Origin of the sequence: Streptomyces sp. NPDC102451 (assembly GCF_044765485.1) — a bacterium.
Classification (GTDB): Bacteria; Actinomycetota; Actinomycetes; order Streptomycetales; family Streptomycetaceae; genus Streptomyces.
In genome coordinates, this window is sequence record NZ_JBIWKD010000020.1 from 44,203 (window position 1) to 66,354 (window position 22,152).

A 22,152-nucleotide genomic window follows, 5' to 3' on the forward strand; every position below is an offset into this window, starting at 1 on the left:
CAACCGGCGGCGCCCGCCGCCCACATCGCAGCGAGGGGGAGTCCTGGGGGTGGAGCCAGCTCCACCCCCGTACCCCCGCCCGCCGGGTGGTGGCAACCGGCCGGGGCTGCATAGCGTGCGGCCCATGAGCTCACTCATCCTCCGGCAGGCCCTCCTGCGGCGCCGCTATCTCCTCGGCGCCTGGCCGTGGCGCGCGGCGCTGTATCTGCTGAGCGGCGCCCTGGCGGGGGCGGCCCTCCTCGTGTGCGTCCTGCTGCTGGCCGTGGTGGGCGGCGTACTGGCCCTGGTGCTCGTCGGCCTGCCGCTCCTGCTGATGCTCGCCCTCGTGGGCATCCCGGTGGCGGCGGTCGAGCGGCGCAGGCTGCGGATGGTCGACCCGGCGCCCCTCGGCGATCCGCACCGCGCCCCGGCGCGCGCCGGGCTCGCGGCGTGGCTGCGTACGCGGCTCCAGGAGCAGGCGACCTGGCGGGAGTTCGGCTACGCGCTGCTGTGCGCCGGGGTGCTCTGGCCCTTGGAGGCCCTGCTCGTCGGAGGCGTACTGGCCGTCTGCTGCGGCCTGTTGGCGACCCCGGTCGTCATGGCGGCCGTCACCGGAGGCGAGGAGGTGCGGGTGCTGAAGCTCTACCTCGCCGACTCGTATCCGCAGGCCTTCGCCGCGGCCTTGCTCGGGCTGGTGCTGCTGCCGCTGCTCGCCTATCCGCTGGGGTGGGCGGCGGTGGCGCGCGCGGCCCTCACCCGCGCGCTGCTGTCCGCCGGGCCCGACGGACTCGACGCCCGCATCGAGGAGCTGGGCCGCTCCCGGATGCGGCTGGTGGACGCCTTCGAGGCGGAGCGCCGCCGGATCGAGCGAGATCTGCACGACGGGGCGCAGCAGCGGCTCGTCGCCCTCTCGATGACGCTCGGCCTGGCCAGGCTGGAGAGCCCGGCCGAGCCACTGGGCGGACTGCTGGCCAAGGCGCACGAGGAGGCGGGCGAGGCGCTGGTGGAGATCAGGGAGCTCATCCGGGGCATCCATCCCCGGGTCCTCACGGACCGGGGCCTGGCCGCGGCGGTCGAGGACATCGCCGACCGCTCCGCCGTACCCGTCGAGGTGGACCTCGACATACCCGAGCGGCTGCCGCAGCCGGTGGAGACCGCCGTGTACTTCGCGCTCTGCGAGGCGCTGGCCAATGTGGCCAGGCACAGCGGGGCGAGCAGGGCGTGGGTGACGGGCGGGGACGACGGGGAGCGGCTGACCGTCGAGGTGCGGGACGACGGGGCGGGCGGTGCCGGTACCGCCGGCGGGACCGGGCTCCAGGGGGTCGCCGACCGGCTCTCCGTGCTGGACGGACGGCTGCTACTGTCCAGCCCGGCCGGGGGGCCGACCGTGCTCCGGCTGGACGTCCCCCGGGTCCCCGCTCACCTGGTCGAATGAGGGTTGGATGCTGCGCGTCGTGCTGGCCGAGGACAGTGTGCTCCTGAGGGAGGGCCTCGTCGGCCTGCTGGAGAGGTTCGGCCACCGGGTGGTGGCCGCCGTCGGCACCGCCGGCGAACTGACCGCCGCCGTCGCCGAACACGCCCCGGACATCGTGGTGACGGACGTACGGATGCCGCCCGGCTTCTCCGACGAGGGACTCCGGGCCGCCGTGGCCCTGCGCGAGACCCGGCCCCGGCTGCCCGTGCTGGTCCTCAGCCAGTACGTCCAGCGGTCCTACGCCGAGGAGTTGCTCGACTCCGGCGACGGCGAGGGAGTGGGGTACCTCCTCAAGGAACGGGTCGGGAAGGTCGAGGAGTTCGTCGACGCGCTCCGGCGGGTCGCCGAGGGCGGCACGGTCGTCGACCCGGAAGTGGTGCGCCAGCTCCTGAGGCACCGCCGCGACCCGCTGTCGCGGCTGACCGCGCGGGAGCGGGAGGTGCTGGCCCTGATGGCCGAGGGCCGCTCGAACGCGTCGGTCGCCGAGGCGCTGACGGTCAGTGAGGGCACGGTCAGCAAGCACTTCGGCTCGATCCTCACCAAGCTCGACCTCTCGCTGACCGACGCGACGAACCGCCGGGTCCTCGCGGTGCTGGCCTACCTGCGGAAGTGAGCCCCGCACGCCGGGAGCGATCTGTCAGCCCGTCAGCGAGCCGACCAGCTCCGCCGCATCCTCCAGCACCGCCCTCTCGTGCGCGGTGAGCTGCGGGTCCGTCGCGCGCAGGGCGGTGGCGCGGGCGAGGGCGTCGGCCGGCACACCGCCGTCGTGCGCGAACGCGGAGAGCAGTGCCGCCAGCAGGCCCCTGACCCGGTCAGCGGCGGGGAAGGACGGGTCGAGGGCCACCTGGGCCAGGATCAGTGAGGCCATGGCCCGGTCCAGCGCGGGCGGCCCCTCGCCGGCCGTCAGCCAGTCGATCACCATGGCACCCTCGGGGGCCAGGATCACGTTCTCCGGGTGCAGGTCCAGGTGGAGGATCCGGTCCCCGGGGTCCTGGGAGAGCCGGGGAGGGATCGCGTGCAGCTCCCGCAGGAGCCGCGCCAGCAGCTCCGCGCCCTCCTCCTCGGTGACCGTGCCCGCCAGCAGCGCCTCGGCGAGCGTCGGTCCGGTCAGCCGCTGCATCACCAGGTCCGTGGGCAGCGCGTCCTCGGCGGGCGGGCCGATGCGCGGGACGGGGAAGCCCGAGGCCGAGAGGTACGACATCACGGCCAGCTCACCGGTGGCGTCGACGCCGTCGCGGTAGCGGCGCAGGACCCAGGGGCCGTCGAGTGCGTACACGTCGGCGGTGCGTCCCGAGCCCATGAGTGGGCCTATATGCATGAGGGAAACCTACCCGCGCCGCCCCACCCGGGGGAGTCACCAGCGCATGTGGACGTCCTCGGCCCAGCCCAGCAGGTGTTCCACGGCGATCTCCTCGCCGTCGTCGGTGCGGATCCGGCCGTCGTAGTGCCCGAAGCACTGGTCGGTGCGGTTGGCGATCAGGCCGACGTCCGTGTGGACGGACCGGTTGTGGAACGGGGTGAAGGTCAGGTCCACCTGGTCGGTCGAGGGCGTACGGAGGGTCCAGGGGGACAGCGGGTCGGAGACGGACCACTGCCAGTCCAGCTCCTCGCCGATCTTGGTGATCCGGCCGTCCACACAGAGGCCGTTCTCGGTGGAGCCGGTGCCCTCCGTCCAGCGTCCGCCGAACTGGAGGCCGACCGTGTGCCCGTCCGTACGCCCGGAGGCTGCGCCCCAGTTCCAGTCGACCGTACGCGGCCAGCGCCCGCGGCCGTGGTCCAGGACGGCCCAGGTCTCGTCGGGCTCCTTGCCGAAGGTGAGGATCTCCCGCCCGATGCGCACCCGGCCGGTGGCGGGGAGCGCGGTGTGCTTCGAGGTGTACTGGAAGCGCTGCTCGCTCCACGGGACGACCACCGAGAGCGACTCGTGGCCTTCGGGCCGCTGCACCAGGATGTCGACCTCCAGGGGCAGGCGCTCCGGGGTCAGGCAGCGGGCCCGGAGCCTCGTGCCGGCGTTCTCGTCGCGGATCTCGATGCGCACCTTGCCCCCGGTCGGGCGGGCGGGGCCGACGACCACGTCCTCGGAGCCCGGCGCCCCGGCGATGGTGTCGGGCAGGTGGACGCCCCGGCCGGCGGGGACGATCGCGGAGCACTCGAACTCGCGCCCGCCGGGCCCGAATTCCAGCACGTAGACCGCGTTCAGGGCCAGGAAGTCGAGGTCGCTCACGGTGAGGGCCACCAGATGGGTGGGCGTGGTCACGCACCAGTACTCCCACCGCTTCGTCCGGCCCCAGCCCCGCAGATTGGCCCGGTGCAGTGGCTTCCTGGACCAGCCGACCGCCGCCGGATCCAGGCCCCCGTCGGGCAGGCAGAGGTCGACGGGCTCGGTGATCTCGTGCTCGTGCGTCGCCATGACCGGAGCCTATAGCGGCACGGTGCCCCGCTCGGGCACGGCTCGGGGCGTGCCCCATAACGCGGCGACAGGGGGCGGACGGGATCTCCTGCGGCGGGCCCGCGCGCGGCTACGTTTTCGGCAGTTCGCCCCCGGGCTCCGCTCCCCCGGAGCCCGACGCCCCCCCCGAATCCAAGGAGAGTGACGTGGAGACAACCGTGCTCCGCAGACGCGCCTTCGCCGCGGGAACCGCCGCCGTGGCGGTGGGCGCGCTCGCCCTCGCCGGTCTGACCGGTGTCGCCTCGGCCGACCAGGCGGGCGGCTCCGTGCCCGCCGCCGACCGGCTCTCGCCGGGACTGATCGACGCCATGAGCCGCGACCTCGGCCTCGACGCCGACGAGGCCAGGACCCGAATAGCGGACGAGTACCGCGCGACGGCCGTCGCGGCGGCGCTGGAGAGGTCCCTCGGCGCGGACTTCGCCGGGGCCCGGCTGAGCGACGGTCCTGCCGTGCTCACCGTCGCCACCACCGACAGGGCCGACGTCGCCCGGATCGAGGCCGCGGGAGCCCGCGCCGAGGTCGTCCGCCACAGTCTGGACCGCCTCGAAGCGGCCAAGGCGGCGCTGGACGCGGTGGCGCTGCGCAAGGCACCGAAGGACGTGCCCTCCTGGTACGTCGACGTCCGCACCAACCGGCTGGTGGTCAACGCCGCCCGTACGGCGGCGGCGGACGGCTTCCTCACCGAGGCGGGGGTCTCCCGCGACCTGGTGCGGGTCGACCGCTCCGCCGAACAGCCCCGCGCCTACGCGGATCTGCGCGGCGGCGACGCGTACTACATGAACGGTACGGGCCGGTGTTCCATCGGCTTCCCCGTGAAGCGCGGCACCCAGAGCGGCTTCGTCACCGCCGGGCACTGCGGGACGCCGGGCACCACCACCACCGGGGCCAACCAGCAGGCGCAGGGCTCCTTCCAGGGCTCCACCTTCCCCGGCCGTGACTACGCCTGGGTCGCGGCCAACGCCAACTGGACGCCCCGCGCCCTGGTCAACGGATACGGGAACGGCGATGTGACCGTCACCGGGTCCACCCAGGCGGTGGTGGGCTCCTCGGTCTGCCGCTCCGGTTCCACGACGGGCTGGCACTGCGGCACGATCCAGCAGCACAACAGCAGCGTCACCTACCCGGAGGGCACCATCTCCGGGGTGACCCGCACCAGCGTCTGCGCCGAACCCGGTGACTCCGGAGGGTCGTTCATCTCGGGCAGCCAGGCGCAGGGCGTCACCTCCGGCGGCTCCGGGAACTGCTCCCAGGGCGGTACGACGTACTACCAGCCGGTCAACCCCGCGCTGGCCGCCTACGGACTGACCCTCGTCACCAGCGGTACGCCGACCGACCCGCCCACCGACCCGACGGACCCGCCGACCGAGCCGGGCGGGACCTGGGCCGCGGGGACGACGTACGCCGCCGGCGCGGTGGTGACGTACGGCGGGGCGAGCTACCGCTGCCTCCAGGGGCACCAGGCCCAGCCGGGCTGGCAGCCGCCGAACGTGCCCGCGCTCTGGCAGCGGGTCTGACGGCCGCTCCGCGCACGAGCACGTGGCTGAGGCCCACAAGAAACCCGCGTCCGAGGAAACCCCCCGTACACCGAGGAAGCAGCCATGACCGAGAGTTCATCCTCCGAGGCCGGACCTCCCGGCCGCCCGATCAGCCGCAAGAACCTCCTGCGGGCCGCCGTCGCGGCGAGCGCCGTCCCCCTGATCGCGGGCGGGGGCATCGCCCTGGCCCGCGACACCGGGGCCGGCGGCGCGCCCCTGGCGCTCACGCCCGCCTGCGACGACGGGGACGATCCGACCCCCGCACAGATGGAGGGGCCCTACTTCAAGCCCAACTCCCCGCTCCGGACCGGCCTGGTGACGTCCGGCACCCCCGGCACCCCGCTCACCGTCAGCGGTTATGTGTTCGGCAGGGCCTGCAAGCCCCTGTCGGGAGTGCTCCTCGACTTCTGGCAGGCGGACGCCGGCGGGGCGTACGACATGAGCGGGTTCGCCTTCCGCGGACACCAGTTCACCGACGCGAACGGGGCCTTCACGCTCACCACGGTGGTCGCGGGCCTGTATCCCGGGCGCACCCGGCACATCCATGTGAAGGCCCAGGCGCCGGGGCGCCCCGTGCTCACCACCCAGCTCTACTTCCCGGGTGAGCCGCGAAACGCCACCGACGCCCTCTACGATCCGGCGCTGCTGATGAACGTGCGCAGCGCGGGGTCCGGACGGCAGGGCACCTTCGACTTCGTGCTCGATGTCGCCCAGCAGCCGGACCCGACCGATCCGCCGACCGATCCGCCGGGCGGCACCTGGGCGGCGGGGACCTCCTACCGGGCCGGTGACCGGGTGACCTACGACGGCGTCTCCTTCCGCTGTCTTCAGGCACACTCCGCCATCGCCGGGTGGGAACCGCCGCTGGTCCCCGCGCTGTGGGAGCGCGGGTAGATATGCGGCGGCGGCCCGGGCCGGGACTCCGTCCCCGGTCCGGGCTTCCGGCCGTCGTTCCCGGGGCGGCCCCTCGCAGCGGGACCTCTCAACGGGCCCCTCGCAGCGGGCCTTCTCAACGGGCTTCTCGCAGCGGCCGATGCCGCTACTTCGCGTCCGAATAGCGCTCCACGACCGCCGTGCTGAACGGGAACCGCACCGGCGTCTCCCCGAACGCGATCCGTCCCGCGAGGTCCCCGGCCTCGCGGATCGCCTCCACCACCGCGGGCGCCTCCCCGGCGGGGCAGTGCACGATCACCTCGTCGTGCTGGAAGAACACCAGCTCCGCGCGCATCCCCCCGGAGGCGAGCGCCTGCCGCAGCGCCGCCAGGAGCAGCAGCGCCCAGTCGGCCGCGCTGCCCTGGACCACGAAGTTGCGGGTGAAGCGGCCCCGCGCCCGGGCGTTCGACGAGGCGTAGCCCGGGGTGAAGCCGTACGTGCCGGTGCTCTCCCCGGCCGGCGGCTCCTCGCTCTCCTGCGGGATGCCCGCCTCCTCGTCCTCGCCCGCCCCGGCGGCGGGCGGGCTCGTGCGGCCCAGCCAGGTGCGGACGAGGCGGCCCTCCTCGCCGGCCTTCGCCGCGTCGTCGACGTAGGCCACGGCGTGCGGGAAGCGGCGGCGCAGGGCCGCCAGGTTCTTCAGGCCGTCGCCCGAGGTCTGTCCGTAGATCGCGCCCAGCAGCGCGATCTTGGCGTGGTCGCGGTCGCCGTGGAACGCCCGGTCGGAGAGGGCCTTGTAGAGGTCGCCCTCGTGTCCGGCGACCTCCATCAGTCCCCGGTCGCGGGAGATCGCGGCCAGCACGCGCGGCTCCATCTGGTCGGCGTCCGCCACGACCAGCCGCCAGCCCTCGTCGGCGACGACCGCCTGGCGTATCACCTTGGGGATCTGCAGCGCCCCGCCGCCGTTGGTCGTCCAGCGCCCGCTGACCGTGCCTCCCGGCTGGTACTCGGGGCGGAAGCGGCCCTCGCGCACCCAGTCCTGGAGCCAGCTCCAGCCATGGGCCGTCCAGACGCGGTACAGCTTCTTGTAGCGGATGAGGGGCTCGACCGCCGGGTGGCCGAGCCCCTCCAGCTCCCATCGCCGGGTCGACTTCACCTTGATTCCGGCCTGCGCGAACGCCTTCACCACGTCGGCCGGCAGGTCGGGCCGCACCCGTCTGCCGAAGGCCGCCGACACCTCGTCCGCGGCCTCGGCCAGTCTGCGGGGCTCGCCGCCGCCCGCGTACCGCTCGCCGAGCAGGTCGTCCAGCACCTCGCGGTGCACATCGGCGCGCCAGGGGAGGCCGGATCTGTTCATCTCGGCGGCGACCAGCATGCCCGCGGACTCGGCGGCCGTGAGTAGCCGCATCCTGCCGGGGTGCTCCGCCGCGTCATGGCGGCGCAGCTGCTCGGCGTAGACCTGGAGCAGCGCCTCGAACGGCAGGTCGGTGCCGGAGTGGGCTTCGAAGAGGGAGGACTGGGAGCCGGGCTCCGCCGAGCGGGGCGGCGGGTCGGGCGGCACCGGGGCGTTGCGCAGCCGGGCCCAGGCCGCCGCGGCCGAGCGGGGCTCGCCGAGCCGGCCCTCGTGGCCGAGCAGCAGCAGCTCGGCGCACTCGATGTCGTAGCACCGGTCGACCCGCACGCCCGCCGAGAGCAGCCGGGGGTAGATCCCGGCGGTCGAGCGCCAGACCCAGCGGGCCACCTCGGGGCGGGAGCGGACGGACTCGGCGAGGTCGGGCTCGGTCACCACGGGACCGGCGGGCAGGCCGTCGCGCGTCAGCGGCACGAGGAGTGCGCCGCCTCCCTCGGCGGTGGCCAGAGCCCAACGTTCGGTCATGGGCCGAGTCTTGCACCCGGCACTGACAGCGAGCCCCGGCTCGCCGGGCGGCCGTGCCCGACTGCCGCGAGGATCGGAGGTGCGGTGCGCGCCGCGCGCACCGGGACACGGCAGGCGGCGGAGGAGACGGTGATGGAAGCGATCGTGTACGAGGAGTTCGGCGGCCCCGAGGTCCTGCGCCTGGCCCGGGTCGAGGACGTCCACGCCGGCCCCGGGCAGATCCGGGTGGAGGTCAGGGCGGCCGGGGTCAACCCGGTCGACCACAAGATCCGCAACGGGTGGATGGAGGCGGCGTTCCCCACCCCGCTGCCCGCCACACCCGGCAGCGAGTTCGCCGGAGTCGTCGACGAGACCGGCGAGGGCGTCACGGAGTTCGCGGCCGGCGACGAGGTCCTCGGTCGGAGCACGACCGGTGCGTACGCGGAGTACGTCCTCGCCGACGTGGGAGCCGTCGCGCCGAAGCCGGAGGGCCTCGGCTGGGCGGAGGCGGCCGCGCTGCCCATGGCGACCGCGACCGCCGCCCGGGTGCTCGACGAGCTGGCGGTCTCCGCGGGCGAGACGCTGCTGGTGCACGGGGCGTCCGGCGCGGTCGGCTCCGCCGCCGTCCAGCTGGCCGCCGCCCGGGGCGCCACCGTCATCGGGACCGCCTCACCGGCCAACCACGACTATCTGCGGGTGCTCGGCGCCGTCCCGGTGGCGTACGGGGAAGGCCTGGTGGACCGGGTGCGGGAGGCCGCGCCGCAGGGGGTGGACGCGGTGTTCGACGTGGCGGGCAAGGGCGCGCTGGCGGACTCGGTGGAGCTGCGCGGCGGCACGGCCGAGCGGATCGTCACCATCGCCGACCCGGACGCGGCGCGCCACGGGGTGGCCTTCTCGGCGGGCGGTGGGGGCGGCACGGCCGAGGGCAGGCGGCTCGCGGAGTACGCGGAGGCGGCGGCGGTCGGCGGCCTGCGGATTCCCGTCGAACAGACATTCGCACTCGGTGAGGCGGCGCGGGCCCAGGAGCTGAGCGAGGCCGGACACGTGCGCGGCAAGCTCGTCCTGCTCCCCGGGGAGCACTGAGCGATGCCCCCGGAGCACCGGGCAGCGCGCGGGGAGCACCGAGCGCCCGGCCGCCGCCTACGCTGGACGGATGGAATCGGTGACCGACCGGGCGTGTGCCGCGGCCCTGTACTCGGACGGCGACGCGGGCCTGGACACCGGCGCCTCCCTCCTCGCCGCTGACCCCTCCGCCGACGAGGAGCTGCACCGCCGGGGCCAGGAGTTCGTCCGGCGGGCCTGGGCGCGCGGCTGGCAGCCCGCCGACGTCGTACGGACCGTCCGGCGCGAGCTGGACGAGACCGGCGCCGCGCTCCCCTCCGCGCTCGTCTCCGCCCTGATCACGGGGGAGACGGCGGGATACGGCCGGCTGCCCCCGCGCTGGGCCGACCAGCTCGCCGCCCTGCCCGCCCCGGCACCGCGCAACCGCCCCGACCGCTTCACGTACGCCTCCGCGCTCCTGGAGCTGTACCGACTGCTGCTGCGGCTCCCCGTCATCGAGCCGGTCGGTCCGGTGCCCGGCACGGCGGCCGAGGCTCCGCACGGGCCGCCGGTCCACGGCGAGCCCCGGATGCTCACCAGGATCCGCGCGCTGCTGGCCAAGGCGGAGGCGACCGGTTTCCCGGAGGAGGCCGAGGCGCTCACCACCAAGGCGCAGGAGCTGATGGCCCGGCACAGCATCGACGAGGCGCTCCTCGCCGCCCGTACGCACAGCGCCGACACCCCGGGGGCCGTACGGATCGGGGTCGACGCCCCGTACGAGAGCGCGAAAGCCGTCCTGCTCGACTCCGTCGCCTCCGCGAACCGCTGCCGTGCTGTGTGGAACAGCGATCTCGGCTTCACCACGGTCGTGGGCTTCGAGCCGGACCTGGAGGCCGTGGAGCTGCTCTTCACCTCCCTGCTGGTGCAGGGCACCGCCGCGATGACGAAGGCGGAGGCCGGACAGCGGGCCGGCGGGCGCAAGCGGACCAAGACCTTCCGGCAGTCGTTCCTCATGGCGTACGCCCAGCGCCTGGGCAGCCGTCTCGCCGCGGACACCGAGCGGGTCACCGCCGCGGCCGGCGCGGAGGCCGGTGCCGAGGGCGGCGGCGGTGACACCGGGGTCCTGCTGCCGGTCCTGGCCGCCCGGGACGTTGCCGTCACCGACACCGCGGAACAGATGTTCCCGAGGACGACCACGACCCGGCTGCGCGGGGCGACGGACGCCGAGGGCTGGACCCACGGCACGGCCGCGGCCGACCGGGCCAGGGTGGGCCGAAGAGGGCCGGAAATCCGCCGTTAGGTCGGGTGAGCGGCATAAGCCGGAGTTGTCCCTGAATCCGGCTAGGCTCACCTCCATGAGCTGGCTCCGGGCGCTGAAGGAGACGGCCCGCTCGGGGCTGTCGATCGAGCGACGGCGTCTCGAACCGCTCATCGCGCTGCGCGGCGCGGCGGGTCTCGCGCTCGTCGTCGGGACGAGCCTGGTGCTCTTCGGCCCGGTGATCGCCGCGGGCTCCGCGTTCGGCGCTTACCAGGCGGCAATCGCCACCTTCCAGCGCAGCTGGCGCCCCCGGCCCGTGCTCGCGCTGGTCTCCGGGGCCAGTCTCGCCGTGTCGACGTTCGTCGGCTACGTCACCGTCTCCCACACCCTGCTGTTCCTGGCCCTGCTGATCCTCTGGACGTTCGCGGCCGGGATGGCCTGGGCGACGGGCCCGACGGGCGGCATCATCGCGGGCTCCAACGTCGCGATCATGCTGGTCACGATCACCCTGCCCACCTCCGTCGCCGACGCCGCCGCCCACGCCGCGATGATGGCGTTCGGGGGGCTCGTCCAGGCGGCGCTGATCGTGCTCTTCCCGGTCCGGAGATGGGGCGCCCAGCGCGACGCGCTCGCCGACGCCCTGGCCGGAATGGCCGACTACGCCCGCAGGCTCCGCGACGACCCGGTGGCGCCCTTCGACCCCGTACCGCTGATGACCGCGCGCAACGCCGCCGCCGTCACCCCCCGCCAGGCCCGGCGCCGCCCCGCCGACCTGCACGGCGCGCGCGGGGTCGCCGAACGGCTGCGGCCGGTCCTCGCCTCGCTGGCGGATCCCGCCCTGGGGGTCCCGGCCGAGGGCCCCGAACGCTACTGGACGTGGGAGATCCTCGGCGCCGCCGGATCGCTGCTCGACTCCGCGGCCCGGGCGGTGCGCCAGGGCGACCCGGTGCAGCTGGACGAGACGGCGCTCTCCGTGCTGAAGTCCCCCGACACCGAGGTGATCCTCACCGGCCCGCCCCGCCGGGCCGCCGACCGGCTCACCTCGCTGCTCGCTGATGTCATCGAGATCGCCGAGGGGACCGGCACGGACGACCGGACGCCCGGCGAGCCGCTCGTCCCGCACCGCCGCCGGCCCACCCTGCTGCGCCTGGTCCCCGTCATCTACCGCTCCATGCGCCGGGAGATGCGCCGTGGATCGACGATCCTGCGGCACGCGGAACGGGTCTCCGTGGTGGCCGCCGCGGGCTATCTCATGGGGGCGGCGCTGCCGCTCGGCCACGGCTACTGGGCGCCCATGACCGCAGTGATGGTGATGCGCCCCGAGTTCACCCAGACGTACTCGCGGTCCGTGGCCCGCTTCCTGGGCACCGTGCTCGGTGTCGCCGTCGCCACCGGCATCGTGCAGGCCGCGCACCCGAACGCGGAGCTCTCCGCCGTGCTCGCCGTCATCAGCGCCGCGCTGATGTACCTGCTGATGCGCACCGGATACGCGGTCAGCCAGGTCTGCGTCTCCGCCTATGTCGTCTTCCTGCTCGGGATGGCGGGCGACGACTGGTCGCAGACCGTGCCCGAGCGAGTCGTGCTGACCCTCATGGGCGGGCTGCTCGCGATGGTGGCGTACGCCGTCTACCCGGCCTGGGAGACCCCGCGGCTGCGCGACCGGCTGGCCGCCTGGCTGGTCACGGACGGGCGCTACGCCGCCACGGTCCTCGACCGGTACGCCGATCCCGCCTCCAGGAGCCTGGACGACGTGCGCACCGCGCTGCTCACCACCCGGGAGGCCCGCGTCGTCTGGCAGGAGGCCCTGGAGACGGCCCGGCACGAGCCCGTACGCCACCGGGGCATCTCCCGGACCTCCGCCGCGGACGCCGAGGACGCGCTCGCCCAGTTCGGCCGGGTCGCGATGCTCATGGAGGCCCATCTGCCCGCGGCCTCCGCCACGCCCGTACCCGAGGCCGTCGGGCTGGCCGACGCGCTGCGCCGGGCCACCGAGGAGGGGGCGAAGGCGGTACGCGAGCGCCGGATCCCGGACTGGGAGCCGGTCAGGAAGGCGCTGGCACGCGGGGCCGCGACCGCGGGGCCGCCGCCCGACTCCTTCGTACGCAACGGGGCCACCCTGCTGCTCCGCGCCCTGGAGGACTTCTCACGGGCGCTGGAGATCAGCAGCGGGCGGGCGTGAGGGGCCGTGTCAGGGGGCGGGGATCTCCGGCAGGCCCGTAGGGAGCGCGGAGGCGTCGGCCTTCTTCAGGGTGTCCTCGGTCCCGGCGCCCCAGGAGATGACGAGCTCCTCGCCGTCGTTGGACTCGATGGTCCCCATGGTGCGGCCGGTGTCCCCGTCGAGGCACTTCAGCGCGAGCATCACCTCGCCCATGTCCTTCACGTCGCCCTGGCAGATGTGCTGCCCGGCCGAGAGCGCCACCTTGCCCGAGGTGACGGACAGGGCGACGGGCCGGCCGTCGGACGTACCCGTCCAGGTGCCCTCCAGCGCCGCGGCGTCCGCGCCCCCGGATTCGCCGTCCGCGCCGCCGGACACCGGTGGAGTGGTCCGCGCCGAGGCGGTTCCGGTGCCCGGGGCCTTGTCCGCGGCGGGTTCGTCGCTGCCGCAGGCGGTCAGGGCGAGGGCGGCGACGAGACCGGCGGAGGCAAGGGCGCCGGAGCGCGCAAGCCTGTCCATATGGAGTTCCCCCTTGTGGATTCACTGCCTAAAGACCGCGCCAAGCTACCAGGCGTGAACAGAACAACTCGGGGAAGTGGGAGCCATATTGACGCGCCGTTCGTCTCTTCCTCATAGAGGTGGGGGACGGGTGAACAGACGGGCGGGCGGATCAGGGGTAAAACTGTAATCGCGTGCGCACCCGGCGTGCACGTGCATCTGCTCATGCATTGGCATATGAACACAGCTATGATCCGAGCTAGTTGACACTTGCACCTTGCAACTCGGGGAGCGTCCTGTGCACCACGTGTACAACGGCATGGCGGCCACAGAGCTTCGCGGGGTCGTCTGGCAGAAGAGCAGACACAGCAACTCACAAGGATCGTGCGTGGAGTTCGCGAAACTGCCCGGCGGAAATGTGGCGATGCGGAACTCGCGTCACCCCGACGGGCCCGCGCTGGTCTATACACCGGCCGAGATCGAGGCGCTGCTGCTGGGCGTCAAGGACGGGGAGTTCGACCACCTGGCCACGGGCGCCTGAGCGCGCGGAGGGCCACGGGCGGTCGCGCGCCCACGCGCGCACGGCAGGCCGCACGGCCGTGCGCCGCCCGGGCCGCACGCCGGTATGCGCCGGGGGCGCCGTACCTACCGGCTGTCGGGGAACGCGTCGACCGGTACGGGGCGCTCCGGCGCGGAGTGCTCCGTCAGCCGGAACAGGGCCCAGACCACCTTGCCCAGCCCTCCTTCGGGGGGCGTGTCACCGGCCGGTACGGGCGACGGGTGCCAGCCCCAGCCGTCACTGAACGACTCCACGAGGAACAGGCCCCGGCCGGACTCGGCCGAATCCGGCGCCTCGCCCGCGACCGGTCCCTTCTGGCTGGGGTCGCGCACCGCGCACACCAGGCGCGAGGACCAGCGCATCAGGTGCAGCCGTACGGAGCAGTCCTGGCGCTCCCGTGCGGTTTCGGCCGGGAGGGCGTGCCGCAGCGCGTTGGTGACCAGCTCGGACACGACCAGGGCGACATCGTCGAAGCGGCCGTCGAGATCCCAGGAGCTCAGCGTCGTACGGGTGAATCTCCGCGCCCCGCCCACCGCCTCGTACCGGGCCGGCAGCGTGCAGGAGGCCGAGCCGGCGACCGCCGAGGGGTCGATGGGCGGAAGCCCCTGCCGTAACGGCTCGAGCATCGTCGATCCATTCGTCCCCATACGAGGCACTCCCGGGATTCGCGGCTGTAGCGGCACTGCTTCTAGCGGGCACTGCGGGGTACAGCGGCACAACACGAACGAGCACGCAGGTGCGCGAGGACCATGGTTCCGAATGCGCAGGGCAGATGCAAGGGCAGATGCACGTGCACGCGCGAGGTCTGCCCGGTAGCGTGATGGTTCGAGCGATTTCTTCCGCTTCACAGTTTTGAAGCTTTCGGAAAGTCTTGCCATCTCTGTAATCGAATGAGTACGGGCTGAAGCGTTTTGGTGGCAGAATCCGCCTCCGGGGTTCGGGGGGACTCCGAAGCACGGGAAGCGATGGGGAGGGTTGGGGAAGCCGGTGTCGGCAGGCGAGTCGAGTGGTTCTGTGGTGCGGCGCATCCTGCTGGGTTCACAGCTCAGGCGCCTGCGCGAGTCGCGCGGCATCACCCGTGAGGCGGCCGGCTACTCCATCCGCGCCTCCGAATCGAAGATCAGCCGCATGGAGTTGGGACGGGTGAGCTTCAAGGCCAGGGACGTCGAGGACCTGCTCACGCTGTACGGAGTCACGGACGAGGCGGAGCGGGACTCGCTCCTCGGCCTGGCCCGTGAGGCCAATGTGGCGGGCTGGTGGCACAGTTACGGCGATGTGCTGCCCGGCTGGTTCCAGACGTATATCGGTCTGGAGGGAGCGGCCTCGCTCATCCGGATCTACGAAGTCCAGTTCGTCCACGGGCTGTTGCAGACCGAGGCGTACGCCCATGCGGTCGTCGCGCGCGGCATGCCCGGCGCGCCGGCGGCCGAGATCGACCGCAGGGTCGCACTCCGCCTGGCGCGGCAGAAGGCGCTCGTCTCCGAGCGCGCCCCCCGCTTCCACGCCGTGCTGGACGAGGCGGCGCTGCGCCGTCCGTACGGCGGGCGCGAGGTGATGCGTGCGCAGCTGCGCCACCTGATCGACATGTCGGAGCAGCCGAACATCACCCTCCAGGTGATGCCCTTCAGTTTCGGCGGTCATGCCGGTGAGAGCGGGGCATTCACGATGCTGCGCTTTCCGGAATCCGATCTGTCGGACATCGTCTATCTGGAGCAGCTGACAAGTGCGCTCTATCTGGACAAGGCAGAAGAAGTCGCCCAGTACGAAAAGGCCATGGTCCGGCTCCACGAGGACAGCCCGGGGCCCGAGGAGAGCCGGGATCTTCTCCGGGGTCTCCTTCAACTGACGTGATTCGCCAGTACGATGACAGACCGACAGGAGTCTGCGCCTGCAGTAAGGGATTGCATGTCCTTCCCCAGTGAACTGGCCTACCAGTACATCGACGGCGAGTGGCTGACCGGCAACGGTGCGTGGGACATCATTGATTTCAATCCCTACAACGGCGAAAAACTCTGTGCCATCACCGTGGCCACCGCGGCGGAAGTCGACCTGGCCTACCGGGCCGCCGAACGCGCACAGCGGGAATGGGCGGCCGTCGGCGCTTATGAGCGGCGGGCCGTTCTGGAGAACGCCGTGCGGCTCGTCGGTGAGCGCTCCGGCGAAATCATCGAGCTGATCATCGATGAGCTCGGCGGCACCCGGGCGAGGGCCGAATTCGAGGTGCGGGCGGCTCAGGAGTTCCTCCGTGAGGCCGCGGGCCGGACGATACGCCTGTCGGCCCAGTTGCTGCCCTCGGTCGCCGACGGCAAGGAGAACCGGGTCTACCGGCTGCCCGTCGGGGTCATCGGTGTGATCAGCGCCTTCAATTTCCCTTTCCTGGTGACGATGAAGACCGTCGCCCCCGCGCTGGCGCTCGGCAACGCGGCCGTGGTGAAGCCCCATCAGAACGCCCCGATCGCGGGCGGAGGTCTGGTCGCCAGGATCTTCGAGGACGCGGGGCTGCCCGCAGGCCTCCTCAACGTCCTGATCACCGACAGCGCCGAGATCGGTGACTCCTTCATCGAGCACCCTGTGCCCAAGGTCATCTCGTTCACCGGTTCGGACCGGGTCGGCCGCCATGTCGCCGCCGTCGCCGCGGGACTCTTCAAGAGGACCATCCTCGAACTGAGCGGCAACAGCGCCCTGGTGGTGCTGGAGGACGCCGACCTGGACCACGCGGTCCGGGCGGCCGTCTACAGCCGCTTCCTGTTCCAGGGGCAGGTCAGCATGGCCGCCAACCGGATCCTGGTGGACCGGTCCGTGGAGAAGGAGTTCACCGAGCGGTTCACCGCCGCGGTCTCCGCCCTGACCTCGGGGGATCCGCGGGACGCGGACACCCGCATAGGGCCGGTCGTCAGCGCGTTCCAGGCCGAGGCTCTCACCGCCCTGGTCGACGGGGCGGTCGAGGCGGGGGCCACCGCGCTCGTGCGCGGTCGTACGCGCGGCAACCTCGTCGAGCCGACCGTGCTGACCGGGCTGCCTGAGGGGTCACCGCTGCTGGAGCAGGAGATCTTCGGGCCGGTGGCGCTGCTGGTGCCCTTCGACGGTGAGGCCGACGCCGTGCGCATCGTCAACGACAGCCCCTACGGGCTGAGCGGCGCCGTCCACACGGCGGACGCCGAGCGCGGGGTGCGGTTCGCCCGGCGCATCAGGGGCGGGATGTTCCATGTCAACGGTGCGACGGTCCAGGACGATCCCGCGGTCGCGTTCGGCGGCGAGAAGAGCTCCGGCATGGGGCGGCTGAACGGCGAGGCCGCCGTGGAGGCGTTCACCACCCGCAAGTGGATCTCGGTGCAGCACGGGCGGACGGTCTTCCCCTTCTGATACGCGGGTTCCGGCGCGGGCTACCCTGGTCAAAGTTGACTACAAAGGGTGAGTGGCATGTCGGCGATCCGTCTCCTGGTCCTGGGCGCCGTGCGCCAGCACGGACGTGCGCACGGCTATCAGGTGCGCAACGACCTGGAGTACTGGGGCGCCCACGAGTGGTCCAACGCCAAGCCGGGATCGATCTACCACGCGCTCAAGCAGATGGCGAAGCAGGGACTGCTCCTCGCCCATGAGGTCGCCCCGTCCACGGCCGGCGGCCCGCCCCGCACCGAGTACGAGATCACCGGCCGCGGCACCGAGGAGTACTTCACCCTGCTGCGGTCCTCGCTCACGTCGTACGACCAGAGCGTGGACGTGCTCTCGGCCGCCCTCGGCTTCGTCGTGGACCTGGAGCGGGCCGAGGCGGTGGCGCTCCTGCGGGAACGCGTCGCCGCCATCGAGGGCTGGCGGGCCTCGGTCACCGAGCACTACACACCGGCGGACGGTCCGGAGTCGCTCGGGCACATCGGCGAGATCATGAACATGTGGGTGCACTCCGCCGATGCGGGGGCCGAGTGGACCCGTGGCCTGATCGCGCGGATCGAGGCGGGTGCGTACACCTTCGCCGGTGAGGGCGAGCCCTTCGTCGGGGTGCTCGCCGAGGGTCAGGAGAATCCCTACGCCACCGGCTCCGTCGACCCCGGGGATTCACGCTAATCAAGTTTGACGAATCGCATCGACGGGCTTACCTTCACCTTCTAGTCAAGTTTGACTACGCAAAGGGAAGGGCGGTGGGCACCGTGAGCGACGCGATCGTCGTCGAAGGAGTGCACAAGCGGTACGGGGAGAAGAGTGCCCTGGGCGGCCTCGATCTGACCGTCCGCGGCGGAACGGTCCACGGGCTGCTCGGCCCCAACGGAGCGGGCAAGACCACGGCCGTACGCGTGCTGACGACCCTGCTCCGGCATGACGAGGGACGGGCGGAGGTGGCGGGGTTCGACGTACGGTCCGAGGCGGCCGAGGTCAGGCGCCGGATCGGGCTGCTCGGACAGCACGCCGCGGTCGACGAGGAGCTCGGCGGCCGGCAGAACCTGGAGATGTTCGGCCGGCTCCACCACCTGGGCGCGCGCCGGGCCGGTCTGCGGGCCGGCGAACTGCTGGAGCGGTTCGGGCTCGCCGACACCGGGCGCAAGGCGGTCGGGCGGTACAGCGGCGGCATGCGGCGCCGCCTCGACCTGGCCGCGTCGCTGATCACCGACCCGGAGGTGCTCTTCCTGGACGAGCCCACGACCGGTCTCGACCCGCGGGGCCGGGCCGAGGTCTGGAGCGCCGTACGGTCCCTGGCCGCGGGCGGCACCACCATCCTGCTGACCACGCAGTACCTGGAGGAGGCGGACCAGCTGGCCGACCGGATCTCGGTGATCGACGGCGGCCGGGTCATCGCGGAGGGGACGGCCGACCGGCTCAAGGCGATGGTCGGCGGTGACCGCGTCGACGTGGTCGTCCGCGACGCGGACCGGCTCGGCGAAGCGGCCGCGCTGCTCGGCGAAGGGGTGACCGTGGACGTGGACCGGCGGCTGCTCGGCGCTCCCGCCCCGGACCGCATGCGGGCCCTCACCAGGACCGTACGGGCGCTGGAGGAGGCGGGCATCGAGGCGGAGGACATCGCGGTGCGCCGCCCCACGCTGGACGAGGTTTTCCTGGCTCTCACCGGATCCGGTGAGGGCTCCCGCACGCCCGTGGCCACGGAGGTGGCGGCATGAGTACGGCTGGGGTGGGGACGGGGACGGGACGCATCGGCTGGGCACTGACCGACTCCTGGACGATGACCCGGCGCGAACTGGCGCACTGGGCACGGCAGCCGGTCCAGGTGGTCGTCGGCCTGGTCTTCCCGGTAATGCTGCTCCTGATGTTCAACTACCTGGTCGGCGGCGGCAGCGGGATCGAAGGCGACAACACCGAATTCCTGGTGCCCGGCATGCTCGCCCTCACCATGGCCTTCGGCCTGGAGGGGACGATGCTGGCCGTCACCCAGGACCTGAACAAGGGCGTCATCGACCGGTTCCGTTCCATGCCGATGGTCTCGGGCGCGGTCCTGGTCGGGCGGAACACCGCTGACATGCTCCAGTCGGTGGCCGCGCTCGCCGTGATGACCGGCGTGGGACTCGCCCTCGGCTGGCGCTGGCACAACGGCACGGCCGCCGCACTGGCCGCGCTGGGACTGCTGCTCCTGCTGCGCTTCGCGATGCTGTGGATCGGCATCCAGCTCGCCCTGGTGGCGGGCAGGCCGGAGATGGTGCAGGCCGTGCAGATCCTGGTCTGGCCGGTGGGCTTCCTCTCCAACGTCTTCGCCTCCCCGGAGTCGATGCCCGGCTGGCTGGGCACGGTCGTCGAGTGGAACCCGATGTCGGCCACGGCGACGGCCGTGCGCGGCCTGTTCGGCAACCCGGGCGGGAGCACCGGCACCTGGGCCGCCGAACACGCCGAACTGCTCTCCGTGCTCTGGCCGGTGGCGCTGACCGCGGTGTTCCTCCCCCTGGCGGTACGGAGGTTCGCGCGCCTCAGCCGCTGACCGCAGGACCCCGGCGGCCTCAGTGGGCCTCAGTGGTGGAAGGCCGTCTGGACCGCCCGGTCCCGGTGCAGCGGGTGCGCCTGAGCGCGTAGTTCGGGAAGCAGCCCGCGCAGGTCGTCCAGCAGCAGCTCCGCGAGGTCCGAGGAGAAGCCGTTGCGGCAGACGACGCGCAGCACCGAGAGGTCCTGGCGGTTGGCGGGGAAGGTGTAGGCGGGCACCAGCCAGCCGCGCTCCCGCAGCCGCCTCGACACGTCGAAGACGTCGTACGCCGTCACCTCGGGCTTCGTCGTCAGCGCGAACACCGGGAGTTCGTCACCCCGGGTCAGCAGCCGGAAGTCCTCCAGGGACTCGAACCCCGTGGCCAGCCGCCGCGCGATGTCCCGGGACGCCTGCTGGACGGCCCGGTAACCCTCCCGACCCAGCCGCAGGAACGTGTAGTACTGCGCGACCACCTGCGCGCCGGGCCGGGAGAAGTTCAGCGCGAAGGTCGGCATGTCACCGCCCAGGTAGTTGACCCGGAAGACCAGCTCCTCCGGCAGCTCGGACGGTGAACGCCACAGCGCCCAGCCCACACCCGGGTAGACCAGGCCGTACTTGTGCCCGGAGGTGTTGATCGAGGAGACCCTCGGGAGCCGGAAGTCCCACACCAGGTCCGGGTCGAGGAACGGGGCCACCATCCCCCCGGACGCCCCGTCCACGTGGACGGGGATGTCGAGTCCGGTGCGCTCCTGGAGGTCGTCCAGCGCCGCGCACAGCTCCGCGATCGGCTCGTAGGAACCGTCGAACGTGGAGCCGAGGATCCCGACCACGCCGATGGTGTTCTCGTCGCACAGCTCCGCGGCGGCCTGCGGGTCCAGATGGAAGCGCTCGCCCTCCATCGGGACCTGCCGGGGCTCCACCTCCCAGAACGTGCAGAACTTCTCCCAGCAGACCTGCACATTGACGCCCATCACCAGGTTGGGCTTGGCGGACGCCGGATAGCGGTCGGCGTTCCTGGTGGACCAGCGGCGCTTCAGCGCCATCCCCGCCAGCATGCAGGCCTCGCTCGACCCCGTGGTCGAGCAGCCGACCGTGGACCCCGGGTCGGGGGCGTTCCAGAGCTCGGCGAGCATCGCCACGCACCGTCGCTCCAGCTCGGCGGTGCGCGGGTACTCGTCCTTGTCGATCATGTTCTTGTCCCGGCACTCGCCCATCAGCACGCCGGCCTGGGGTTCCATCCAGGTGGTGACGAAGGTCGCGAGGTTGAGCCGGGAGTTCCCGTCGAGCATCAGCTCGTCGTGGACGAGCCGGTAGGCGGTGGACGGTGGCAGCGGGCCGTCCGGGAGGCGGTGCGTGGGCGGTGCCGCGACCATCGGCGCGGTCGGGTCGGCCTCCCCGAAGAACGGGTTGAGGGCGAGCCTGCGGTGCTCGTCGGACGGCGCGGCCTTGCCGTGCGAACCCTTGTGGAGCGGCATGGAGTGGCTCCTCAGCTCTCGGCGTTCTCGGCCGCGAGTCCGGCCTTGAGGGCCCGGGTGAATTTCACGACGCGCTCGGTCTGGACCCGGGCCGCGGTCAGGGTCTGCTCGGCGACCGGGATGTCGCCCTGCCCCGAGACGTGGGAGGTGCCGTACGGATTGCCGTCGATGAACTTCGTGGCGTCCGTGTAGCCGGGAGGGACCAGGATGCCGCCGAAGTGATGGATGGTGTTGTAGAGCGCCAGCAGGGTGGACTCCTGGCCGCCGTGGGCGGTGCTGCTGGCGGTGAAGCCGCTGTAGACCTTGTCGGCGAGCTGTCCCGCCTGCCAGAGACCGCCCAGGGTGTCGAGGAACTGTTTGAGCTGCGCGGTGACGTTGCCGTACCGGGTGGGCGTACCGAGGATCACCGCGTCGGCCCAGACCATGTCGTCGGGCGAGGCCTCGGGGATGTCCGCGGTCGCCTTGGCGTGTTCGGCCCAGGCCGGATTGGAGTTGACGGCCGCCTGCGGGGCGAGCTCGGCGACCTTGCGCAGGCGCACCTGTGCGCCCGCGGCCTCGGCGTCCTTCGCGATGGCCTTCGCGATCGTGGAGACGGTGCCGGTGGAGGAGTAGTAGGTGACGGCGACGTTGACGGGCGTGGGCATGCGGGAACCTCCGGGGGAGACGGAAAGACAGGGGCCGGGAGCCGGTCAGGACGGGCTGATCACGGCCGCCGTGCCGTAGGCGCAGACCTCGGTGCCCACGTCGGCCGCCTCGCTCACGTCGAACCGCATCATCAGCACCGCGTTCGCACCGCGCGCCCGGGCCTGGTCGACGAGCCGCTCCATCGCCTGGTTGCGGGTCTCGACGAGCGTCTTGGTCAGCCCCTTCAGCTCGCCGCCGATCATCGACTTCAGGCCGGCGCCGATCTGGCTGCCGAGGTGGCGGGAGCGGACCGTGAGTCCGAACACCTCGCCGATGACCTGCGTCACCTGATGGCCGGGTACGTCGTTCGTGGTGACGACCAGGACGTCCGCCTGTGAGGTCTGTCCGCCGCCGTAGTCCTCAATGCCCATGATGTGGCACCTCCTGCGGAAAGCTTTGCTCCGGTTCGTACCGCGCGCATCCT

Annotated in this window: 21 protein-coding genes; 13 read left to right on the forward strand and 8 right to left on the reverse strand. The window is 72.6% G+C overall.

The window, feature by feature from the left end; all coding sequences use genetic code 11:
• Window positions 1–124 precede the first annotated feature (124 nt).
• Together ACIRD8_RS31775 and ACIRD8_RS31780 are read left to right on the forward strand one after the other, a co-directional pair.
• Complete coding sequence (locus ACIRD8_RS31775; protein ID WP_403999240.1) at window positions 125–1,414, forward strand: sensor histidine kinase; 1,290 nt, start codon at window positions 125–127, stop codon at window positions 1,412–1,414.
• A gap of 7 nt (window positions 1,415–1,421) precedes the next feature.
• Entirely contained in the window at window positions 1,422–2,066 is a 645-nt protein-coding gene (locus ACIRD8_RS31780; protein WP_403999242.1) for a response regulator, read from the forward strand.
• A 24-nt stretch (window positions 2,067–2,090) separates the two neighbouring features.
• Here the strand turns inward: ACIRD8_RS31780 and ACIRD8_RS31785 are convergent, their stop codons facing one another.
• On the reverse strand, window positions 2,091–2,771 hold the full coding sequence (locus tag ACIRD8_RS31785) for a phosphotransferase (protein WP_403999245.1): 681 nt from the start codon (window positions 2,769–2,771) through the stop codon (window positions 2,091–2,093).
• Between the two features lie 36 nt (window positions 2,772–2,807).
• On the reverse strand, window positions 2,808–3,863 hold the full coding sequence (locus tag ACIRD8_RS31790; RefSeq protein WP_403999248.1) for a DUF2804 domain-containing protein: 1,056 nt from the start codon (window positions 3,861–3,863) through the stop codon (window positions 2,808–2,810).
• A 185-nt stretch (window positions 3,864–4,048) separates the two neighbouring features.
• Between ACIRD8_RS31790 and ACIRD8_RS31795 the strand changes: the two genes are divergently transcribed.
• A complete protein-coding gene (locus ACIRD8_RS31795) occupies window positions 4,049–5,416 on the forward strand; it encodes an alpha-lytic protease prodomain-containing protein (protein ID WP_403999251.1) in 1,368 nt (455 codons plus the stop codon).
• Window positions 5,417–5,500: 84 nt separating this feature from the next.
• Window positions 5,501–6,331: a carbohydrate-binding protein gene (locus tag ACIRD8_RS31800; protein ID WP_403999254.1), complete on the forward strand. Its 831-nt coding sequence runs from the start codon at window positions 5,501–5,503 to the stop codon at window positions 6,329–6,331.
• Window positions 6,332–6,476: 145 nt separating this feature from the next.
• Here the strand turns inward: ACIRD8_RS31800 and ACIRD8_RS31805 are convergent, their stop codons facing one another.
• Window positions 6,477–8,183, reverse strand: a complete 1,707-nt coding sequence (locus tag ACIRD8_RS31805) for a bifunctional 3'-5' exonuclease/DNA polymerase (protein WP_403999257.1) — start codon at window positions 8,181–8,183, stop codon at window positions 6,477–6,479.
• A gap of 132 nt (window positions 8,184–8,315) precedes the next feature.
• On the opposite strand from ACIRD8_RS31805, the gene ACIRD8_RS31810 reads away from it, so the two are divergent.
• From ACIRD8_RS31810 to ACIRD8_RS31820, 3 genes are all read left to right on the forward strand, one after another.
• Window positions 8,316–9,245 (forward strand): NADP-dependent oxidoreductase, encoded by a 930-nt coding sequence (locus ACIRD8_RS31810; RefSeq protein ID WP_403999260.1) that lies wholly within the window; start codon window positions 8,316–8,318, stop codon window positions 9,243–9,245.
• A 70-nt stretch (window positions 9,246–9,315) separates the two neighbouring features.
• Window positions 9,316–10,503 carry a DUF2786 domain-containing protein gene (locus ACIRD8_RS31815; RefSeq protein ID WP_403999263.1) on the forward strand — a complete coding sequence of 396 codons (1,188 nt, stop codon included), beginning with the start codon at window positions 9,316–9,318 and terminating at the stop codon, window positions 10,501–10,503.
• 55 nt (window positions 10,504–10,558) lie between these two features.
• The gene (locus ACIRD8_RS31820) at window positions 10,559–12,640 is read left to right on the forward strand and encodes an FUSC family protein (protein WP_403999266.1); all 2,082 of its coding nucleotides are present in this window, start codon (window positions 10,559–10,561) and stop codon (window positions 12,638–12,640) included.
• 9 nt (window positions 12,641–12,649) lie between these two features.
• On the opposite strand, the gene ACIRD8_RS31825 is transcribed toward ACIRD8_RS31820, so the two are convergent.
• A complete protein-coding gene (locus ACIRD8_RS31825) occupies window positions 12,650–13,135 on the reverse strand; it encodes a hypothetical protein (protein WP_403999269.1) in 486 nt (161 codons plus the stop codon).
• Between the two features lie 277 nt (window positions 13,136–13,412).
• On the opposite strand from ACIRD8_RS31825, the gene ACIRD8_RS31830 reads away from it, so the two are divergent.
• Window positions 13,413–13,655 (forward strand): DUF397 domain-containing protein, encoded by a 243-nt coding sequence (locus tag ACIRD8_RS31830; protein WP_327117265.1) that lies wholly within the window; start codon window positions 13,413–13,415, stop codon window positions 13,653–13,655.
• A 104-nt stretch (window positions 13,656–13,759) separates the two neighbouring features.
• Here ACIRD8_RS31830 and ACIRD8_RS31835 read toward each other — a convergent pair whose 3' ends face one another.
• The gene (locus tag ACIRD8_RS31835) at window positions 13,760–14,299 is read right to left on the reverse strand and encodes an ATP-binding protein (protein WP_403999272.1); all 540 of its coding nucleotides are present in this window, start codon (window positions 14,297–14,299) and stop codon (window positions 13,760–13,762) included.
• A 361-nt stretch (window positions 14,300–14,660) separates the two neighbouring features.
• Here ACIRD8_RS31835 and ACIRD8_RS31840 point away from each other — a divergent pair, with 361 nt between their 5' ends.
• The 5 genes from ACIRD8_RS31840 (at window position 14,661) to ACIRD8_RS31860 (ending at window position 19,590) form a co-directional block, all read left to right on the forward strand.
• Window positions 14,661–15,524, forward strand: coding sequence for a helix-turn-helix transcriptional regulator (locus ACIRD8_RS31840; RefSeq protein ID WP_356744420.1), 864 nt, complete (start codon window positions 14,661–14,663; stop codon window positions 15,522–15,524).
• 54 nt (window positions 15,525–15,578) lie between these two features.
• On the forward strand, window positions 15,579–17,036 hold the full coding sequence (locus ACIRD8_RS31845; protein WP_403999276.1) for an aldehyde dehydrogenase family protein: 1,458 nt from the start codon (window positions 15,579–15,581) through the stop codon (window positions 17,034–17,036).
• A gap of 57 nt (window positions 17,037–17,093) precedes the next feature.
• A complete protein-coding gene (locus ACIRD8_RS31850) occupies window positions 17,094–17,735 on the forward strand; it encodes a PadR family transcriptional regulator (protein ID WP_403999279.1) in 642 nt (213 codons plus the stop codon).
• An 83-nt stretch (window positions 17,736–17,818) separates the two neighbouring features.
• Window positions 17,819–18,781, forward strand: a complete 963-nt coding sequence (locus ACIRD8_RS31855) for an ATP-binding cassette domain-containing protein (protein ID WP_403999282.1) — start codon at window positions 17,819–17,821, stop codon at window positions 18,779–18,781.
• A complete protein-coding gene (locus ACIRD8_RS31860) occupies window positions 18,778–19,590 on the forward strand; it encodes an ABC transporter permease (RefSeq protein ID WP_403999285.1) in 813 nt (270 codons plus the stop codon). Before ACIRD8_RS31855 ends, ACIRD8_RS31860 begins: the two co-directional genes overlap by 4 nt.
• 29 nt (window positions 19,591–19,619) lie before the next feature.
• On the opposite strand, the gene ACIRD8_RS31865 is transcribed toward ACIRD8_RS31860, so the two are convergent.
• Genes ACIRD8_RS31865 through ACIRD8_RS31875 form a run of 3 tightly spaced genes read right to left on the reverse strand, consistent with a single transcriptional unit; the run spans window position 19,620 to window position 22,099 of the window.
• On the reverse strand, window positions 19,620–21,044 hold the full coding sequence (locus tag ACIRD8_RS31865) for a glutamate decarboxylase (protein ID WP_403999288.1): 1,425 nt from the start codon (window positions 21,042–21,044) through the stop codon (window positions 19,620–19,622).
• Window positions 21,045–21,055: 11 nt separating this feature from the next.
• Complete coding sequence (gene wrbA, locus ACIRD8_RS31870; protein ID WP_403999292.1) at window positions 21,056–21,688, reverse strand: NAD(P)H:quinone oxidoreductase; 633 nt, start codon at window positions 21,686–21,688, stop codon at window positions 21,056–21,058.
• A gap of 45 nt (window positions 21,689–21,733) precedes the next feature.
• Window positions 21,734–22,099 (reverse strand): YbjQ family protein, encoded by a 366-nt coding sequence (locus tag ACIRD8_RS31875; protein ID WP_124277608.1) that lies wholly within the window; start codon window positions 22,097–22,099, stop codon window positions 21,734–21,736.
• Window positions 22,100–22,152 lie beyond the last annotated feature (53 nt).

Excerpts from the sequence above, each read along its gene's own strand:
- ACIRD8_RS31860 (WP_403999285.1), top strand. The coding sequence starts at position 18,778 with ATGAGTACGGCTGGGGTGGGGACGGGGACGGGACGCATCGGCTGGGCA.
- ACIRD8_RS31805 (WP_403999257.1), bottom strand. The coding sequence starts at position 8,183 with ATGACCGAACGTTGGGCTCTGGCCACCGCCGAGGGAGGCGGCGCACTC.
- ACIRD8_RS31850 (WP_403999279.1), top strand. The coding sequence starts at position 17,094 with ATGTCGGCGATCCGTCTCCTGGTCCTGGGCGCCGTGCGCCAGCACGGA.
- ACIRD8_RS31835 (WP_403999272.1), bottom strand. The coding sequence starts at position 14,299 with ATGCTCGAGCCGTTACGGCAGGGGCTTCCGCCCATCGACCCCTCGGCG.
- ACIRD8_RS31785 (WP_403999245.1), bottom strand. The coding sequence starts at position 2,771 with ATGCATATAGGCCCACTCATGGGCTCGGGACGCACCGCCGACGTGTAC.
- ACIRD8_RS31775 (WP_403999240.1), top strand. The coding sequence starts at position 125 with ATGAGCTCACTCATCCTCCGGCAGGCCCTCCTGCGGCGCCGCTATCTC.
- ACIRD8_RS31800 (WP_403999254.1), top strand. The coding sequence starts at position 5,501 with ATGACCGAGAGTTCATCCTCCGAGGCCGGACCTCCCGGCCGCCCGATC.
- ACIRD8_RS31810 (WP_403999260.1), top strand. The coding sequence starts at position 8,316 with ATGGAAGCGATCGTGTACGAGGAGTTCGGCGGCCCCGAGGTCCTGCGC.
- ACIRD8_RS31820 (WP_403999266.1), top strand. The coding sequence starts at position 10,559 with ATGAGCTGGCTCCGGGCGCTGAAGGAGACGGCCCGCTCGGGGCTGTCG.
- ACIRD8_RS31875 (WP_124277608.1), bottom strand. The coding sequence starts at position 22,099 with ATGGGCATTGAGGACTACGGCGGCGGACAGACCTCACAGGCGGACGTC.
- ACIRD8_RS31790 (WP_403999248.1), bottom strand. The coding sequence starts at position 3,863 with ATGGCGACGCACGAGCACGAGATCACCGAGCCCGTCGACCTCTGCCTG.
- wrbA (WP_403999292.1), bottom strand. The coding sequence starts at position 21,688 with ATGCCCACGCCCGTCAACGTCGCCGTCACCTACTACTCCTCCACCGGC.
- ACIRD8_RS31825 (WP_403999269.1), bottom strand. The coding sequence starts at position 13,135 with ATGGACAGGCTTGCGCGCTCCGGCGCCCTTGCCTCCGCCGGTCTCGTC.
- ACIRD8_RS31815 (WP_403999263.1), top strand. The coding sequence starts at position 9,316 with ATGGAATCGGTGACCGACCGGGCGTGTGCCGCGGCCCTGTACTCGGAC.
- ACIRD8_RS31780 (WP_403999242.1), top strand. The coding sequence starts at position 1,422 with ATGCTGCGCGTCGTGCTGGCCGAGGACAGTGTGCTCCTGAGGGAGGGC.
- ACIRD8_RS31845 (WP_403999276.1), top strand. The coding sequence starts at position 15,579 with ATGTCCTTCCCCAGTGAACTGGCCTACCAGTACATCGACGGCGAGTGG.
- ACIRD8_RS31865 (WP_403999288.1), bottom strand. The coding sequence starts at position 21,044 with ATGCCGCTCCACAAGGGTTCGCACGGCAAGGCCGCGCCGTCCGACGAG.